The 18,746-nt window shown below is 40.8% G+C and carries 17 protein-coding genes, 1 tRNA gene and 1 pseudogene; 16 read left to right on the top strand and 3 right to left on the bottom strand.

The genetic code is table 11. The features are described from left to right. Positions 1-112 precede the first annotated feature (112 nt). The 4 genes from HMPREF0556_RS06495 to HMPREF0556_RS06480 all read left to right on the top strand — a co-directional run bounded on the left by HMPREF0556_RS06495 (position 113) and on the right by HMPREF0556_RS06480 (position 5,392). Positions 113-2,086 carry a DHH family phosphoesterase gene (locus tag HMPREF0556_RS06495; RefSeq protein ID WP_036105497.1) on the top strand — a complete coding sequence of 658 codons (1,974 nt, stop codon included), beginning with the start codon at positions 113-115 and terminating at the stop codon, positions 2,084-2,086. A gap of 1 nt (position 2,087) precedes the next feature. Beyond that, complete coding sequence (gene rplI / locus HMPREF0556_RS06490) at positions 2,088-2,534, top strand: 50S ribosomal protein L9 (protein WP_036105227.1); 447 nt, start codon at positions 2,088-2,090, stop codon at positions 2,532-2,534. Between the two features lie 20 nt (positions 2,535-2,554). Then, positions 2,555-3,922 (top strand): replicative DNA helicase, encoded by a 1,368-nt coding sequence (gene dnaB / locus HMPREF0556_RS06485; RefSeq protein WP_003756719.1) that lies wholly within the window; start codon positions 2,555-2,557, stop codon positions 3,920-3,922. A gap of 177 nt (positions 3,923-4,099) precedes the next feature. After that, positions 4,100-5,392 (top strand): adenylosuccinate synthase, encoded by a 1,293-nt coding sequence (locus HMPREF0556_RS06480; RefSeq protein WP_003756716.1) that lies wholly within the window; start codon positions 4,100-4,102, stop codon positions 5,390-5,392. 63 nt (positions 5,393-5,455) lie between these two features. Here the strand turns inward: HMPREF0556_RS06480 and HMPREF0556_RS06475 are convergent, their stop codons facing one another. Further along, on the bottom strand, positions 5,456-6,091 hold the full coding sequence (locus tag HMPREF0556_RS06475; RefSeq protein ID WP_003756714.1) for a GntR family transcriptional regulator: 636 nt from the start codon (positions 6,089-6,091) through the stop codon (positions 5,456-5,458). Positions 6,092-6,253: 162 nt separating this feature from the next. On the opposite strand from HMPREF0556_RS06475, the gene HMPREF0556_RS06470 reads away from it, so the two are divergent. From HMPREF0556_RS06470 to HMPREF0556_RS06420, 11 genes and pseudogenes are all read left to right on the top strand, one after another. After that, positions 6,254-6,326, top strand: a tRNA-Lys gene (locus HMPREF0556_RS06470). A gap of 240 nt (positions 6,327-6,566) precedes the next feature. Beyond that, positions 6,567-6,875, top strand: coding sequence for a hypothetical protein (locus HMPREF0556_RS06465; RefSeq protein ID WP_003756711.1), 309 nt, complete (start codon positions 6,567-6,569; stop codon positions 6,873-6,875). A gap of 171 nt (positions 6,876-7,046) precedes the next feature. Then, on the top strand, positions 7,047-7,832 hold the full coding sequence (locus HMPREF0556_RS06460; RefSeq protein WP_003756708.1) for a C40 family peptidase: 786 nt from the start codon (positions 7,047-7,049) through the stop codon (positions 7,830-7,832). Positions 7,833-7,847: 15 nt separating this feature from the next. Then, positions 7,848-8,180, top strand: coding sequence for a DUF3139 domain-containing protein (locus HMPREF0556_RS06455; protein WP_003756705.1), 333 nt, complete (start codon positions 7,848-7,850; stop codon positions 8,178-8,180). Positions 8,181-8,562: 382 nt separating this feature from the next. Beyond that, entirely contained in the window at positions 8,563-8,787 is a 225-nt protein-coding gene (locus tag HMPREF0556_RS06450) for a hypothetical protein (RefSeq protein WP_003756704.1), read from the top strand. 449 nt (positions 8,788-9,236) lie between these two features. Then, positions 9,237-9,746: a DinB family protein gene (locus tag HMPREF0556_RS06445; RefSeq protein ID WP_003756702.1), complete on the top strand. Its 510-nt coding sequence runs from the start codon at positions 9,237-9,239 to the stop codon at positions 9,744-9,746. Positions 9,747-10,239: 493 nt separating this feature from the next. Continuing rightward, a complete protein-coding gene (locus HMPREF0556_RS06440; protein ID WP_139028061.1) occupies positions 10,240-10,911 on the top strand; it encodes a hypothetical protein in 672 nt (223 codons plus the stop codon). Positions 10,912-11,063: 152 nt separating this feature from the next. Beyond that, a complete protein-coding gene (locus tag HMPREF0556_RS06435) occupies positions 11,064-11,696 on the top strand; it encodes an ECF transporter S component (RefSeq protein ID WP_003756698.1) in 633 nt (210 codons plus the stop codon). Between the two features lie 88 nt (positions 11,697-11,784). Further along, a pseudogene (locus HMPREF0556_RS13780) lies at positions 11,785-11,964 on the top strand (single-stranded DNA-binding protein); the annotation flags it as partial. 159 nt (positions 11,965-12,123) lie between these two features. Next, on the top strand, positions 12,124-12,942 hold the full coding sequence (locus HMPREF0556_RS13015) for a MarR family winged helix-turn-helix transcriptional regulator (RefSeq protein ID WP_003756696.1): 819 nt from the start codon (positions 12,124-12,126) through the stop codon (positions 12,940-12,942). 65 nt (positions 12,943-13,007) lie between these two features. Then, entirely contained in the window at positions 13,008-14,774 is a 1,767-nt protein-coding gene (locus tag HMPREF0556_RS06420) for an ABC transporter ATP-binding protein (RefSeq protein ID WP_050776995.1), read from the top strand. Between the two features lie 148 nt (positions 14,775-14,922). Here HMPREF0556_RS06420 and HMPREF0556_RS06415 read toward each other — a convergent pair whose 3' ends face one another. Next, the gene (locus tag HMPREF0556_RS06415; protein WP_003756691.1) at positions 14,923-16,296 is read right to left on the bottom strand and encodes a M24 family metallopeptidase; all 1,374 of its coding nucleotides are present in this window, start codon (positions 16,294-16,296) and stop codon (positions 14,923-14,925) included. Positions 16,297-16,606: 310 nt separating this feature from the next. Continuing rightward, positions 16,607-17,749, bottom strand: coding sequence for an epoxide hydrolase family protein (locus HMPREF0556_RS06410; protein WP_040486530.1), 1,143 nt, complete (start codon positions 17,747-17,749; stop codon positions 16,607-16,609). Positions 17,750-18,152: 403 nt separating this feature from the next. On the opposite strand from HMPREF0556_RS06410, the gene HMPREF0556_RS06405 reads away from it, so the two are divergent. Next, a complete protein-coding gene (locus HMPREF0556_RS06405) occupies positions 18,153-18,716 on the top strand; it encodes a helix-turn-helix domain-containing protein (RefSeq protein WP_169308995.1) in 564 nt (187 codons plus the stop codon). Positions 18,717-18,746: the final 30 nt, after the last annotated feature.

Here is an 18,746-nt window from a genome sequence, read left to right as displayed (position 1 = left end):
AAAGCATTTTTCGGAAAGTTTTCTATCGTTTCCACGCTATGGTATTATTATATAGATGGAAAGAGCTATCGGTAGTTTGAGGATTGCTTTATTTGGGGAGCTGAACAAGAAAATGAAAAGTTACTTTGAAAAAAGAATGTGGATGTATCCGATTTACGGTTTAGCCGCGGGTATGATCGCATTAGCTATAATAACTGCCTTTTTTGCTTGGTGGCTAGCTTTAATTACTGTCGTAGTGGGGATACTGCTGGGAATAATGATTTTTTATTTCGAGTGGCGGCTGGATAAAGATATACACATGTATGTTACCAATCTCTCGTATCGAATCAAGCGGAGTGAGGAAGCGGCACTTATTGACATGCCGATGGGGATCCTGCTCTATGATGATTCGCTCAAGATCGAATGGGTCAATCCGTTTATGGAGAAATATTTTGACAGAATGGAATTGATCGGGGAGCCTATCGAAGAGGTGGGGCCTGAATTTGTAGAGGCGATCCAGCAGACAGAAGAACAAGGGATCGTATCGATCACGTGGAAAGAATACCGTTTTGATATTATTGTGAAGCATAAAGAAAAGGTATTATACTTATATGACCGCACGGCTTATTATGAAATCAAGAAAAAATATGAAGATGAAAAATCGGTTTATGCGATCATCTTCTTGGATAATTATGATGAGTGGGCACAAGGCATGGATGATCGAAGACGTAGTGCGTTAAATAATTTGGTGACCTCGATGCTGACGAATTGGGCACGAGAACACCGGATCTATTTGAAGCGTATTTCAACGGATCGGTTTATGGCTTTCTTAAATGAAGGTATGTTGAAGAAGTTGGAAGAAGAAAAATTCCGGATCTTGGATCGGATCAGGGAGCGCACTTTTAAACAAAATATTCCGTTAACACTTAGTATTGGAATAGGGTATAATGAAGAAGACTTGATTGAGCTTGCAGAACTTGCTCAGTCCAGCTTAGATCTAGCTTTAGGACGAGGTGGGGATCAGGTCGTCATCAAACAATCTGGGGGGGAAGTACGCTTTTACGGTGGGAAAACGAACCCAATGGAGAAACGTACCCGTGTCAGAGCGCGAGTGATCTCGCAAGCATTGCAAGAATTGATTACGCAAAGCGATCAGGTTTTCGTAATGGGTCATCAATATCCTGATATGGATGTCATCGGTTCTAGTCTAGGCGTCATGCGGATCGCAGAAATGAACGAACGCAAAGGTTATGTGATCGTGGAGCCCGATAAATTAAGTCCTGATGTGGAACGGCTGATGAGCGAGATCGAGAAATATCCGAATGTGATCCAAAACATCGTCTCCCCGCAAACAGCGAAAGATGCGATGACGGATAAAAGTCTGCTTGTCGTTGTCGATACACATAAACCTTCGATGGTGATCAGTCCAGAATTATTAGAGGCTGCCAACCATGTTGTCGTTGTGGACCACCACAGACGCTCAGAGGAGTTTGTAGAAAGCCCGGTGCTCGTTTATATCGAGCCATATGCTTCGTCGACTGCAGAGCTCATTACGGAGCTATTTGAATACCAGCCGGATCTAGAACAAGTAGGAAAGATCGAGGCAACGGCTTTATTATCCGGGATCGTTGTCGATACAAAAAATTTCACCTTGCGAACAGGTTCAAGAACCTTCGATGCAGCAAGTTATTTACGCTCATTAGGTGCTGATACCGTGTTAGTGCAACAATTTCTAAAAGAGGACATCGCCACCTTCACGCAGCGAAGCAGATTAGTAGAGTCGCTAGAGATCTATCATGATGGCATGGCGATCGCTAAAGGTGAGGAAGAAGAAGTTTATGGAACTGTCATCGCTGCACAGGCTGCAGATACGATGCTATCCATGGAAGGCGTTGAGGCATCCTTTGTTATCACCTTGCGAGCAGATGGCCGAATAGGCATCAGTGCAAGATCGCTCGGAGATATCAATGTCCAAATAATTATGGAAAAACTAGGCGGCGGCGGACATTTGTCCAATGCAGCTACCCAGATCAGTGATATCACGATCGCAGAAGCAGAAGAACAATTGAAAGAAGCCATAGATGCTTACTGGAAAGGGGAAAGATAAAATGAAAGTTATTTTCTTACAAGATGTAAAAGGTAAAGGTAAAAAAGGCGAAGTGAAAAATGTTGCAGATGGTTATGCACAAAACTATCTTATTAAAAACGGTTATGCCGCAGAAGCAAACAATACAACACTTAGCGCTTTACAAGCTCAGAAGAAGAAAGAAGAAAAACTAGCAGCAGAAGAATTAGAAGAAGCGAAAGCATTGAAAGAAAAAATCGAGAACTTAACAGTCGAATTGAAAGCAAAATCTGGTGAAGGCGGCAGATTATTCGGCTCCATCACTTCAAAACAAATCGCACAAGAATTGCAAAAATCACAGGGGATCAAAGTCGACAAACGTAAAATCGACTTGCCGGATGCGATCCGTAGTTTAGGACATACAAAAGTTGAAATCAAATTGCATCATGAAGTAAGTGCGACACTTGACGTCCATGTAACAGAAGAATAAGAACAAAGGAGCGTAATGAAGTGGATGATAATTTTCTAGATCGTACGCCACCACAAAATATCGAAGCGGAACAAGCAGTTATTGGCGCCGTTTTTCTAGAACCCAATGCGCTGATTACAGCTTCTGAAATATTGATGCCAGATGATTTTTACAGACGTGCCCACCAGCTTATCTTTGAATCGATGCTGGATCTGAATGACCACGGGAAAGCCGTGGATATTTTAACGGTTTATGAAACGCTCGCTGCCGAAGGGAAATTAGAAGACGTAGGCGGACTCGCTTACTTAACAGAACTTTCCAGCGCCGTTCCAACCGCTGCCAATTTGGAATATTATGCGCATATCGTGGAGGACAAAGCGCTGCTGCGCAGATTGATCCGCACAGCAACACAGATCGCCACAGATGGCTATTCGCGTGAGAACGAACTAGATATGGTAATGGACGAAGCCGAAAAAAATATTTTGGAAGTGTCCCAACGTAAAAATGTAGGTGCTTTTAAAAATATCAAGGACGTTCTTGTCAAAACCTATGATGACATCGAGACCCTCCATAACCGCAAAGGCGATATTACGGGAATCCCGACAGGATTTAACGAGCTGGACAAAATGACAGCTGGTTTTCAGCGAAACGACCTTATTATCGTTGCTGCCCGACCTTCCGTCGGTAAAACCGCCTTTGCACTCAACATTGCCCAAAACGTTGCAACTAAGACCGATGAAAACGTAGCGATCTTCAGTCTCGAAATGGGCGCCGAACAGCTAGTTATGCGTATGCTTTGTGCAGAGGGAAATATCAATGCCCAAAATTTGCGTACAGGTGCTTTGACCAGCGATGATTGGCAAAAACTAACGATCGCGATGGGAACATTGTCGAATTCCGGAATCTACATCGACGATACTCCTGGCGTACGCGTGAACGAGATTCGTTCGAAATGTCGTCGTTTAAAACAGGAGACAGGTCTCGGCATGATCGTGATCGACTACTTACAACTGATTGCCGGAAGCGGCCGCGGCGGCGAAAATAGACAACAAGAAGTTTCCGAGATCTCGCGTTCTTTAAAAGCCTTAGCACGTGAATTAGAAGTCCCCGTTATTGCTTTGTCGCAGTTATCCCGGAGTGTGGAACAACGCCAAGACAAAAGACCGATGATGTCCGATATCCGTGAATCAGGTTCCATTGAGCAAGATGCTGATATCGTTGCCTTCCTTTATCGAGAAGATTACTATGACCGTGAAGGCGAAAATGACGGTACGATCGAGATCATTATTGCGAAACAACGTAACGGCCCCGTTGGCGACGTCAAACTTGCCTTTGTGAAAGAGTATAATAAGTTTGTAAACCTAGAAATACGCTATGATGATGCCATGGCGCCACCGCCAGGCGCGTAAATAAAACCAGTCCTAGTCATTTAAGGGCTGGTTTTTTGTCATAAAAGCGAACAATAAAAAAACTCCATTTCACATCGTTCGTGAAAAAGTTGACGAATGGAACGGCAAACGGTACAATAAGGAGTGGAAAAATGGCTAAGTAAATTTAGCCCAAGACCAATTAAATGAGGTGTTTAAATGTCTTCAGTTGTTGTTGTAGGAACGCAATGGGGCGATGAAGGAAAAGGGAAAATCACAGATTTTCTTTCGGAAAATGCGGAAGCGATCGCGCGTTATCAAGGTGGTAACAATGCAGGTCATACGATCAAATTCGATGGTGAAACATACAAATTACATTTGATTCCATCCGGCATTTTTTACAAAGAAAAAATCAGCGTTATCGGGAATGGGATGGTAGTAGATCCTAAAGCGTTAGTAGAAGAATTGAAATATTTACATGATAAGGGAGTAGATACTTCTAATTTACGTATCTCCAACCGTGCACACTTGATTCTTCCTTACCACATTCGCATTGATGAAGCGGATGAAGAACGCAAAGGCGCTAATAAGATCGGAACAACTAAAAAAGGCATCGGTCCAGCATACATGGACAAGGCTGCTCGCGTTGGTATCCGTGTGGTGGATCTGCTTGATAAAGAAGCATTTAAAGAAAAATTAAGCCATAATCTACAAGAAAAGAATCGTTTGTTAGAACGTTTCTATGAATTAGAAGGCTTCCAATTAGAAGATATTTTAGAAGAATACTACGAATATGGACAACAGATCAAAGAGTACGTTTGTGATACATCTGTTGTATTGAACGACGCGCTAGATGAAGGAAAACGCGTTTTATTTGAAGGTGCTCAAGGCGTTATGCTGGATATTGACCAAGGAACATATCCATTCGTTACTTCCAGTAATCCAATTGCCGGTGGTGTTACAATCGGAAGCGGCGTTGGCCCGTCAAAAATCAATCATGTCGTTGGCGTTGCAAAAGCATATACAACACGTGTAGGCGATGGACCATTCCCGACTGAATTATTCGACGAGATCGGCAACACGATCCGTGAAGTTGGTCATGAATATGGAACAACAACTGGAAGACCGCGCCGTGTCGGCTGGTTTGACAGCGTGGTTGTCCGTCATGCACGCCGTGTGAGTGGACTGACCGATCTATCATTGACATTATTAGATGTGTTGACAGGAATCGATACACTTCGCATCTGTGTTGCCTATGAACTAGACGGGAAAACAATCTCTGAATTCCCGGCAAGTCTGAAAGATTTAGCACGATGCAAGCCAGTATATGAAGAGCTTCCAGGTTGGAAAGAAGACATTACAGGCGTAAAATCGTTAGACGATCTACCGGCAAATGCGCGTCATTATATGGAACGCATTGCTCAGCTTACAGGCGTTCAAGTATCGATGTTTTCCGTTGGCCCTGACCGTAACCAAACACATGTAGTAAAAAGCGTTTGGCGCTTGGCATAAAATGATAAAACGACTAAGCAGAGCGCTTAGTCGTTTTTTTTGTATGTTTCACGTGAAACACCATTATTCAGCTTTGTCGGGATACAGAAAATTAGTGACCCGTTGCAGTGAAAATTCATTCCCAATAAAATAAATAATATCATTCTCTTCAAATTTCGCATAGGGTCCCGGAGAAATAATCAATTCATCCTCATGTTTGATCGCGATCAGTGTGGCAGCAGTGCTTTGCCACAGATTCATTTCTTGGATCGTCTTGCCGATATATGGAGTATGCGCCTCGATTTCCAGTTGAAAAGGTGTTAAGGGATTGATTGTTTGGAACCGTTTTGTTTGATCAAGCAGTTCTTCTACCAATTGATGAAAACGGTGGCTTTCCTCCGACTGCTGTTTCAAACTGTCTTTGATATCAGCATGCAGCTCACTAATGGATTGGACTTCCTTATATTGATTAATGAATTTAATCGCATTATCATAGGATTTGATATAGGCACCACTGCCATGTTGGATCTCTACGATCTCTAAATCTGCCAATACCAGCAATGCTCTTCTGGCAGTTTCCGCAGAAACATGATAGCGACTCGCAATATGTGATTTTGCTTGGATTTTGTCGCCTTCTTTATAACTTCTTTCCATGATCTTAGTGGCAATATCGACAGCGATTTGTTGGTATTTAGATATTCGAACAGCGTGTTGAGCCATTTTATCTCCTTCTCCTTCAAGGTAATATTCTTACCTTCCATTTAAGCGATTTTTCCGTTCACTGTCAAGCGCCGAAAAGAACCTAGCTAATTATTGACAGCAAGCATAGCAGGGAGTATACTAATCTTTGTGATGATTTTGCTAAATCACACATGCAAAACCGGGTTGTTAGCTCAGTTGGTAGAGCAGCTGACTCTTAATCAGCGGGTCGAGGGTTCGAACCCCCCACAACCCATTGGGTGCCAAACCCACGAGACCGAAGCACTGTCGGCGTTTTAGGACGTTTGGAAGACGGGGCTTGCGGTCTTTTTTTATATTTTCAACTATCCTAACAGTTATAGTTGGTTCGCTTTATTTTTCACCTGTGCGTAACGCAAAAACAAAAAAAGCGTTTGGAACATTTAAATAAGTCTAATCGGCTGCATTTCGGTGCAGCCTTTTACTATATCAAATAATTGGAAAAAGATGATGTAAAATGACAAGCGTCAAAGTAGCAGGAATTTCAGTAAACCTAACGAAAGATAATTTTGATCGCAAGGAGGATAAAGGGGTATCTGTCGCAATCAAAAGCACACGGAAAGGAAATGTAGATTATCGCTTATTTGCGGACAAAAAAACGAATGGATCTTGGGTAAAAGTGCAAGAGGCAGAATGGTCTGAAAGTGGATTGGCACCGAAGCAAAGTCTAGTGGATGTATATAGATTTAAAGACTACTTCAAAAATCAAGCTGGAACATTCCGTCTTGTTATCGGCTTTTATGTGGATAAGGCAAAATGCGTTTAGGGAATGTAAGAACAAGTTCGTTTAAAATTAAATAATTTTAGAGTCCAGTTCCTTGATTTAGGGAGCTGGTTTAATATACGAGTTATATAAATTGAGAAGCAGTATTTGACTTCTTATGTAAATTAAGATATTGTTACATTGTAACAAAAATATTACATACGAGGTGTGCATATGAAAAAGATAATAGTAGTTATATTTGGAATGTTATTGTTAATTCCATCAGGGATGAATGTTAAAGCAGCAGAGGAACAAGTAACGGATGCGAAATTAAAAAGTGATTATCAAGAAATGCTAAAGGATGGGACAATCGATAATAATATTACATCGAAGCAATACATAGACTTTTATAGAGAGTCAGAAAAAATGCGAGACAAAATGGAAAAAGAAGTTGTTGATGAAGGTGACTTCACTGTGAGAGCATATAAAGCGGGGTTTAACTTTCAAAAAGGCGACTTTCTGGTAACTAACGCAACTTCATTTAAAGGTATAACAGGGCATGCCGCTATTATTACAGGAGCAAATTCTGTATTAGATGCACCCGGATATGCTCATCCAGTTACTAAAAACGGCAAGAAAGTATCATTGAATACGACAAGGCAACAATCGATAAGTAGCTTCCTGAAAATGTACAACAAAAAAAGTTATCATTGGATTGCTGTGTGGAGAGCAAAAAGAAAAGATGTGTCCCTAAAAGCTGCTAAATGGGCAGACACACATTATTATTCTTCTAAAGGTACAGCCAAACAAGATAAGTTTCCTAAATATAGTTTATCATATGGTTTAACAAGCACAAATAAAGTATATTGTAGTAAATTGGTCTATCAAGCATATTATTATGGTTCAGGGAGTTTGAATTATGTAGCGCCTAAAGCATTTGCTCAATTAGTAGATCCGTATACGTTGCCACATATTTTTATGGGTAAATATGAGCCTAACAAAGTAAAAACCTATAAGTAGTATAGGAGGAGTAATATGAAAAAATGGTATATTATAATACTAGCAATAATATTAGTCGTGGGTGCTGGTTATCTGTTTATGTACAAAATACCAGCAAACAAAGCTGATCAAGCAATAAGTGAATTTGTCAAAAAAGAGAATAAGAATAATGCAAAGATAAAGGAATCCAAGCTCTATAAAAATTGGAAATTAGGTGGGTTTTATAAATTTGTCGATTATAGTGACGATAAAAATTATACCTATCAATATCTCTATGATTCAGGTGCAAAGGAATGGAAAGACAATATTTTTGTAGATGTGGGTCAATTGGAAAAAGGAAAGAAACCTAAACATTATTATACTAAATAATTAAACTCCGTCCTTGCTACAAGGATGGGGTTTTCCCATGGGCAGAACTTAACATCTTTTATTTATTTTCAACATTCCTTGTTTATCAACACATCCATATAAGATGCATTATACAGCCATTATTACCTATTATTTATCACAGCTTATCATCCTATATCAAAACTCTTAATCAGCGGGTCGCCCCCACAACCCATTGGGTGCCAAATCCACGAGACCGAAACACTGTCGGCGTCCTAGGACGCTTGGAAGACGGGGCTGGCGGTCTCTTTTGAAAATCCTACTTTAAAATAAATCATCAAATTTATCGCGAGAAGTGGGGCTTCCAACTATCTCAACGGTTATCTGACATAAATGGATCAGCAAAACGTAACTTGCAAAAGACTTGGCGAATGCTGTAAGCGTTTGTGCTAAACTAGCAGCAAATCAAACAGATGGTAGTGCATCTTCACCGGGTGGCGGAGTAGGACGAGCTCCTGCATCGGGAGGAGGGAATGCAAAGCCAGCTCCAAAACCGAATAAGGGTAAAAAAGGCGATAGTAATAATTTGCCAAAGACAGGTAAAAAATATTCTTCAAAAGATTTAATTGTCAATGGTAAAGTAAAATAACGAAGATATTACGGGAAAAACGGAAAAGTAGAATTAGACATTGATTACTTTCATGCTAAAGAAGGATTTTATTTTTGCAAAGATGATGACTGGGAAATAGGACCTGAAAAAAATTATTATAAATTAGTTATGGAGAGCAAAATAGATGGTAAACCATGGATAGAGCTGGTTGCAAATAATGATATAGAAGTTGAAACAATTCTATAGGCTCACAGTATACAAAAACCTCGCTTCGGCGGGGTTTTTTCCATCTTTTAACAGTCAAGCCACAATCAAATGGAAGCTTATGAATTGGCAACAAGATTTTTGGAGGATCTCTAGATGGATCATCGTAGCGTTAGATCAATAATAATGCCTCTTAAACGGTGTGAAATCCAGTTTTTGGGGAAAACTAAGTACGTAGGACAAAAGCTGTCTGTTTTTATTGCGGACAAAATGGAGGAGATAAGATGAAAGCTACACAATTGTCTATCGATACTTTAGATCGAGCTCAGGAGCGTTTCGTGGATACGCTTGATCAGATGAATGTGGAGGAGGCAAATACGATGCCGAAGCCGCTCATCAAGTCTGTTACCTGGCTTTTCTGGCACACTGCCAAAATGATCGATCAGCAGATTTCTGGTCTTAACAATAGTGAGCCGTTATGGACGAAGGCGGGCTGGCGGGAGAAATTTGATTTGGATCTGCCGGATGATACGCAAGATTGGCGTCATACGCCGGAAGAGGCGGCGAAAGTAGTAGTGACGGATAAAAGTTTGCTGAGTGATTATTTAGCGGAGAGTGTGGAGTTAGCGAAAACCTATTTAGAAAATATTGATGACGAAGCACTCCATGAGGTGATCGATGAAAATTGGGATCCTCCTGTTACGCGTCAGGTTCGGTTAGTTTCAACGATTGATGATGCGGTGATGCACTCGGGGCAAGCGGTTTATACAAGAAGATTAGTTATTGATAAATAAGTTGTCACTTATTTGCGGGGCCGAAGTACCATTGGCGTTTAAAACGCTTGGAAATGGGACTTTCGGTCTTTTTATTATGCGGGGAAATGTATAATCATTCTTGCGTGTTGAATATTTCTCTGCGAATGTTATTAATAATCTTACTTATACTTCTTTTCTTACTAAAAATATGAAGATTTTATGTGTTTTTCATAGCATCAATGAATATAATGATAAAAGAACCTCAAACTGAAACGCCTTTTCTTAAATAAGGGGAAATTCTCTCTCATAATGAGGGTGTCAATATCATTTCATCGTCTTTTAAGACCGTTATCGAGCTTTTTAAGATGTATTTGTTATGCAATTTGCTTTCATGCTATTATGGATGTGTTACAGCTAGAAAAGGGCTGCGACATAAAAAAGATGTGATAAGTCCCAAGGGATTTGTTAATAAAGTTACTCTGAATCCAAGATGAGAAAAAAGTTATCATTTGTACAAACATCAATAGAAAGGGTGGTACATATTAAAAAAATCATCTATAGCTTAATGACTGCAATGTTAGTATTTGCGATAATTCCTTCGCCTGCTTATGCGATGAAAGTTTTAGAGCCGTCGAAAGAGATCGCGGCTGCTCCTGTGTTGGAAAAAGTAACGTATAACTATAAAACAAAAAAGGTGTATGTTACGGTCAAAGGAGAATCGTGGACGGATTTTAGGGCTAAATTGAAGGGAAGCAAAAAATCCCGCTACCAATCAAATGGCTCAGTTGGAGTTCGATCAGTGACGTTTGCATTTAAAATCAAAGCAAGTAAAGCGATTATTTTGCAGAAAAAGCCGGAACAAAACCTCTATTGGGGGAAAGAGCTAGTAGTGAAACGTAGTCAGTATGTTACCAAAAAGCCTGTGATGAAGAGAGAATGGCGGACGGAAACGGACGATCGTGGCTATGTATATGCCTATGGGAAGGGAACGGCGCCTAAGAATGCTTATGTGAAAGTATATTATAAAGGAAAAGTTGTTAAAAAAATCAAAACCAAATCGGGGAAATTCCGTTACAAGGTCAAAGTGAAATTCCAGTTTGGCAAACATTTAAAGGTATCAGCAAAAGTGAAAAATAAAAAACGCAGCTGGCCGATCAAAGCGCGAGATCTTGATAAGCAAGTTTTTCTGATATCGGAATCATAATTATAAAAAATCATCTTCTTAGGAGAGGGTGATTTTTTTTGGATAAATGAATTAGCCGAATCGTAGTTGATTTAATATATATTTTTCCCGAAAATGAAGTTATAATAATAATCATCAGAACTGTATAAAAAATTAAGAAAGGACATTCTCATATGTCTAAAAGTAAAAATATCACCCTACTAGCAGTATTTACCGGTATTATATTATTATTAGCATTCACACCTTTGGGATTTATTCCTTTGGGCATCATTAAAGCAACGATCATCCATATCCCTGTTATCATTGGTTCTATCTTATTGGGACCAAAAAGAGGAGCGATCTTGGGTGTTGTTTTTGGTGCCACCAGTTTGATCAGCAACACGATCTCGCCGGCGCTTCTATCATTTGTGTTTTCGCCATTTATACCGATCCCGGGTCTGACACACGGTAGCTTATTGGCTTTGCTGATCTGTTTTCTTCCACGGCTGTTAGTCGGAATCTTGCCGTTTTATTTTTACCGCTTTTTTGCTCGGTTGTTCAAGTCCCGTAAACCTAGCGTTTCTTATTTGCTGGCGGGGATCGCTGGATCTTTGATCAATACGGTGCTGGTTATGGCGGGAATCTATTTCTTCTTTGGGAATGCGTATGCGGAGGTGCAAAACATTCCGATCAAGGAAGTATATGGAGCGATTATTTCTATTATTGCTATCAACGGCGTTCCGGAAGCAATCGTTGCGGGTCTGATCACAATGGTCGTTTTGAAGATCGTGAACAACAGTAATCGGTTTAAGCAGTTGTTTCGTTAATAAGCAGAAGGAGGCCTATGAGGATGAAAGAAGTACTTCGCGATTTTTTTCAAATCATTGACAAGGAGTTAGACACACTCCTGATAAAAGCACCTTCTCGCTACCAGAACTTTACGGCGAGGAAGCATGGGAAAAAATCTATATCGGAGACCGTGTCATGGCGGGTAAACGTTTTCGCCGTGAGGTTTTGCAAGGTCATTATCCGAATGTACGATTGTTGCCGGATAAGGATCACAGACAGCGTACACAGTATGTTAAATCTAACTAATTGTGCCGTGAAAAAGCGCCTGCTACCATAGGGGCGTTTTTTTTTATAAAAAAATTTATCAAAACTGTTGACAAATACTTCGGTACCGAACTATAATAACTCATGCAATAAAGTTCGGTACCGAAGTAATAGTTGAAAATTAGAAATGAGGGTTCTGATATGAGTAGTTTTACAGATGAACTAATGAAACAATTGCGGTTTATCAGTGATGCAGGTAATGCTTTTATGAAGCAGAATAAACAAAGACTTACGGGACAGCAACGTGTGCTGGCAATTTTAAAGATGGAAGACGGGATGAAGCAAAGTTTTTTAGCAGAATTGTTAGATCTACGCCCTAGTTCTATCGCAGAATTAGTGAAAAAAATGGAAGCTGCAGGGGATATCGTCCGGTTAGAAGATGAGACAGATAAACGGATCAAAAGAATCCATCTGACGGATCAAGGTCGTGAGAAAGCAGAAAAAAATGCCTCTTTAAAAGAAGCTAATCACAGCGAAGCCTTTTTTGCAGGGCTGACGGAAGCGGAACAACAAGCGTTTCACACAAGCTTAGAAAAGGTCGCAGAAGGATGGGACGCAGATTTTAAAGAGAGTGCAAAGCGCTTTACAGACCCAATGGATCGTTTCCAAAAAATCCAAGAATTCCGAGATTCTTTTTTTGAAGGCTTTGAAAATATGGATCCGGAAGTTCTTAAAAAGATGAGAAAAATGGAGCGGCCATTCCATAATCGTTTCGCTGATAATTTGCAAAAAATGTCGCCGGAAGATATTGAGAAGATCCAGTCGATGCGAGAATCATTTATGAACTATTTGAGCGATCATCAAGATGATATGGATCCAGATAAAATAAGAGAAATGCAAGAAGAAATGGCGCATGCGATGCGAGATTTTCACCGGGATGGTGGCGGTCGTCCTCGAGGTTTCGGTAGAGAGTTTCCACATGGCTTTTGGCGTAGAGGAAACAAACCCGAAAATGATTAGAACGCCAAATATAAACACGATTATAGGAAACTTCTGACGTGCTGTTGGAAGAGGAGGAAAGCATTATGGAAAGAGAAGCGGTGTTGTTGGAAGAAAGACCAGCAGCAACAAAAAAATTTAAATTTAAAAACTTTATTCAATTGATCAATAGCGTGAATCCTAAAAAATCACTATTTGTGTTCGGAATGCTTTTGAGTTTAGTGACAAGCGGAGCAAGTTTGATCGTACCGCAATTGACAAAAGGATTGGTCGATACGAGCGGCTTATCCAAAATCGACGGTAAAATGCTGGCAGTATTGATTTTGGCATTTGTTATCCAGCTCGGTTTTGGTACGATCGGTGGCTATCTGCTGCGCTATGTGGGAGAGAGTGCGGTCAAGACACTACGCGAAAAGCTATGGAAGCATTTACTGAAATTGCCTGTTGGTTACTTTGACAATCATAAATCCGGTGAAAGCAGTTCCCGCTTGGTCAATGATACGAGCGTTATCAAGGAACTGGTAACATCGCAATTTCCTAACTTTGTAACTGGTGCGATCCAATTAGTTGGTTCGATGATCATTTTATTCTGGATGGACTGGAAAATGGCTGCCATCATGTTTGGCGCGATTCCTTTGATTGCGCTTATCATCGTACCGATCGGAAAGATCATGTCCCGGATCGGTAGACAGCTTCAATCCGCAATTGCCGATTTTAATGCTGATGTCAGCGAAAAATTGTCGGAAGTTCGCTTGATCAAAGCTAGTAATGGTGAGGAGTTTGAGCGGACGACGGGGGGGAAGATCATTCATAAGATTTTTACACTAGGGATCAAGGATGCTAAAGTCGAAGCAGTTTTGCAGCCGATCATGATGACAACGATGTTGGGATTATTCGTCGGAGTGCTGGGTTATGGTGCTGTTCGGGTTCAAGCAGGAACGCTGACAAGTGGTGCGCTAGTTGCTTTCTTGCTGTATCTGTTTAACATCCTTGCGCCTGCTATGAGTTTTGCGACATTCTTCTCGCAAGTACAAAAAGCAATGGGTTCTACAGAAAGAATCCAAGAAATCTTAGATACTGAATTGGAACCTGCCAAATCCGGCAAAAATATCGATGTTGTCGGAAATACGATCAAAGCAGAAAATCTCTCTTTCAGCTATACACCAGAACGTCCTATTTTGAAAAATGTTTCTTTTGAGGCCAAGCCGAATACGGTAATTGCTTTTGCTGGACCGAGTGGTGGCGGTAAATCAACGATCTTTTCCTTATTAGAGCGGTTTTATCCACCAGTAGATGGAACAATCAAAGTCGGAGATCAAGATATCCAGGATGTCGATTTGACTAGCTGGCGCTCGCAGATCGGCTATGTCTCCCAAGATAGTGCTGTTTTTGCAGGAAGTATCCGTGATAATCTACAATATGGCCTCGAACGAATTTTATCCGACGATGAGTTATGGGAAGGATTATCGCTTGCCTACGCAGATCAATTTGTCCGCGAATTTTCAGATCAATTAGACACGGAAATCGGGGAACGCGGTGTGAAACTGTCAGGTGGGCAAAAGCAACGCCTTGCGATCGCGCGCGCCTTTTTAAGAGATCCAAAGATTCTGATGCTGGATGAAGCCACAGCGAGTCTGGATTCACAATCAGAAGAAAAAGTGCAACGGGCACTGGAACACTTGATGGTAGGCCGGACAACATTAGTGATCGCTCACCGCCTTTCTACAATTGTCGATGCGGATCAAATCTATTTCATTGAAAAAGGAACCGTAACTGGTAAGGGCACGCATGCAGAATTACTGCAAAGTCACGAGCTGTATGCAGATTATGTGAACGAACAGATGGTATCTTAGTAAGTGTTTTGAAAAATGTCTTGCTATGCGGATTATCGATAAACCGCTGGTATTAGGATAACAGTGGATAAACGCTAAAATGAAAATCAAAAAAACGAGCTGATGAAGTAACCGGTCAGCTCGTTTTTTTATTAGGCGTCAAAATGCACTACTTGAAAACCATAGCCGCCGTTTTATCTAATAAATAAGGGCGATAGTAAGCAAGTGTATCACTCATCGGAAGGATCTCTTCGGATAATTCGATACCAAGTTCCTTTTTTAAATAGTTGCGTCGCCGCATTATGCGCTCCCACACAAGTGGATAATCTTTCTGGATCTCTATCCGTAGATCTTTATCGGCGATCGCTATGCCTTCTTCTGCACTAACACCTGCAAAACCAGCTACACTTGGAATAATATCGATTTGGAAAATTTGGCCACTTTTTACAGTGCATGTGGAACCTGGATAAAACGGAGACGCTAGCCATTCTTCGGTTGCTGTAAAATGTCCGGGATTCAGCTCCCAGTGGAAGTCTTCTTGAGGAAGAACGGTTTGGATGTTTTGATAGAGAAAGTCGCCACTGATGCCTATTTGGATCGTTTGCAGCCAAGTAGCAAGGGCGCGGAAATAAGGCGTAACCACTTTAGCTACATAGTCTTGTTCCTTTACCGGTAATTCGGAAGCGGTAGAAACAGCATAGGCAGATCGACTCGATAGTCCGCCTTTGAAGCCGATGGTAAGTGACATTTTATCACCCAGCTGAATGGCTTTGTTGCGCGGATAAACAACGGCATCAGTAAAACGATCGCCAGTAGCGCAGATTGTAGTTACCGTCTGTGGTTGCCCGCCGCTAGCCAAGAGACCAGCTATTTCTATTTCTGTTTTTCCTAGATCGATATGATCAAGCGCATCGAGCAGACTTCTGCCAGCGAGTGCAGCACCATATTCAAAGTGAGCGATTTCGTTAGCATCGTTGACTGTCCGAATGCCTTTCTCAGGGGAGATCAGTACCGCGCTGAAATTGAACAGTTCGATCTCCAAGTGTTTTAGTGTATCGATCAAATAATAAGGAAGATCAAATAAATATTGGTTTTGGTAGGATGTGGAAGTGAACAGCTTCCAACCAATTACCCCAACTTTTTTTCCTGTTGAAATATCGGCGGCTTGGAAGTAATCTTCTAAGCGTGTATCGTCTTTCATAGGCTGGTTTGGCAACGAGAAGAAAGGAACATGGATGGCTTCTACGTCGATTCGCGAGTAAGCTGCCATTTTCATATTTTCATTACCAAGAAGTACATAAGCTTTGCCGCTTTGATGAACAATCAAGAGCGCTTCCTCGAAACGCGGGACGAATCCAGTAAAGTATTCAAAGTTGTCGCCGTGTTCGCGGTCAGCGTAGATTATTACGGAATCAACATGCTGCTCCCGCATAGCAGTCATTAGGTTTTGCTTGCGGTGCAAAAGCGTTTCGTTTGTTAGGTTAATGGGAGTTAGTAAAGCATCTGTTTTCGGAGGAGAAACTGGTTGTAATCGAATATTCATTTGATCGACTCCTTTATGTCGTTTTTATTTAGTAAGAGCATGCATGTAGCCACAAATAACCTTTAAGCAGCTGTAAAGATATAAAATAGGAATAAAAGAACACAAAAAATATTGATGATCAGTAGGACTTTTTTATAAGTCTCATTAATATTTCCTTTCTGATTTTTCACTAGAAAAATGTAGCTGATAGCAAACAGCAATAATAAGATCAAAAATGGGATCGCCATAGTCAAAGTCCTTTCCTGTCAGTAATAATATTACTATATCACACTTAATGAAAACGTGGCTTTGTCTTTTTAATAACGGCGCTTTATAAAGTTTTGGCAAATCGGAAAAGTTCTTTAGAAAACCATTCTGGCTCCTCAAATGCGGTAAAATGACCGCCCTTGGGATTTACCGACCATTGCTGCACATTGAAAGCTCGCTCGACCCATGCTTTGGGAGGTAGATTGATATCAGCGGAAAATAGAGAAATAGATGTAGGAATGGTTATAGTTCCAAGCTTGGGAAGTGTATGGCTATTGGCGTCATACATCCGGATAGAAGACGCAATCGTATTCGTGACCCAATAAATCATTACATGGGTGAGAAACTCATCGTTAGAAAAACGTTTTCTCAAGTCGCCATCACAATCACTCCAGCTACGATATTTTTCTAGCAGCCATCCTGCAAGACCAACTGGCGAATCGCTTAAACCATAAGCCAGCGTTTGTGGTTTGGTCGATTGGATCGCCATATATCCCGCCTCATCGCGCAACCACTTTGAAACGGTCTCGACATAAGTTTGCTCAGATTTGTTTTCTATCTGACTCCCGCTCTTTTGAATAAGTGCTTGGATCAGTCCTACATCTGTCAAATGAATGCCTAAAAGCTGTTCCGAATATTTTGCAGCAAGGTAACGTGTGACCCCCGAACCCATATCTCCACCACTAGCAACAAATTTTTCATAACCCAATGTTTCTGTCATTAATTTTACCCAAAGATCCGCTACGCTGGCGTTATTAAATCCTGCTTGCTTGGGAACTTCCGAAAAACCGAATCCCGGCATGGAGGGGACGATGATGTCGAAAGATAGATCAGAATCGATTCCATAACGTCGGGGATTCGTCAAAAGTGGAATCACTTTTTGATAGCGCAGATAACTATCGGGCCAGCCATGAGTCAAAATGAGTGGGATGCGCCGGGAAGTCTGCCCTTTTTCATACACAAAATGAATGGATAGACCGTCGATCGTTGTCTTATATTGCTGGAACTGATTCAATAGTGCTTCTTGCTTTCGCCAATCGTAGTCGTTCAACCAATAATCGGTCAGTTTTTGCAGGAAATGTCGTTCTGTACCTTGCTCCCAGCCAATCGCTTCTAACTGGCTAGGCCAGCGAACAAGCTCAAGTCTATGCCGCAGATCCGCTAGCACATCATCGGTGATACTGATTTTGAAAACTTCCAGGTTCACTTCTATCACTCCTCGGTAATGGTATATAAATCCATTCTAAAGCAAAGCGGTTATGATACAATAAACAAAATGATGTTTTTTATTATACTTTTTGTTAAGAGGTGGAAACATGCAGTTCGATCCTTATAAAAAAAGAAATGTGCCCATTGATTTTACTGCTGCAGAAAGTTGCCAATTTGTGTGGGAGGAAGAGGAATACAGGATTCTTTTTATAACAAATGGGAAGCTGGAGATATCATTAAACCAAGTTTCCATGAAATTGCGAAAGGGAGATATACTTTGCCTAACCAATCAAGACAGTTTTACTTTTATTTCTTCCGCCGAATTGGCAGCGGCCTCCTTTCGGTTTGAGCCTTCCTTTTTAAAAACCATACAGCTTTCACAAAAAAATGAGACATTTTCTATGGCTCCTGAAATCAAGACAGGATCGATCCTTTTTAAACGAGATTCCCGCCATTCAGGTGTTTATCATGCATCAAACGCGGTCTACACGCAGTTATTAGAGTATTTCTTTGTAATGGGCACGGAAGTTTTTGCGAAAAGCGACTCTTTATGGGTCTGTCGTATCAAAAAATATCTCATTCAATTTTTATATCTGTTAGAGGAAACGAGTAACAGGGAAGAACAAGTCTACTTAGACCAGCTATTGAGCTATATCCATACAAATTATCGAAAAAAAATAACGTTAGTGGAGCTTACAGAGTTAACGAATTCAAACCGTGTGACTTTAAATCAAAAATTTCGCGAGCGTTTTGGCTGCACTGCTATGGCCTATTTGTTGAATTACCGATTGAAAGTTGCTGCAGATCTTTTGACACATACAGGGTTAACTGTAAATGAGATTGCGGCTTCGACTGGCTTTGGGTATGAAACCTATTTTATTAAGCAATTTTCCGCTAAGAAAAAAGTTTCTCCAACGACTTATCGGAAAGAAACAAGACGTTTGGCTACAGCAGCTAAGCTATAGAAAGAGCTTCAAAATATAAAACTAAAAAGG

Source organism: Listeria grayi DSM 20601, from assembly GCF_000148995.1.
In the GTDB taxonomy this organism is placed as follows: Bacteria; Bacillota; Bacilli; order Lactobacillales; family Listeriaceae; genus Listeria; species Listeria grayi.
The sequence above is the reverse complement of the archived record's forward strand: the minus strand, read 5'-3'. Positions and strand labels throughout refer to the sequence as shown.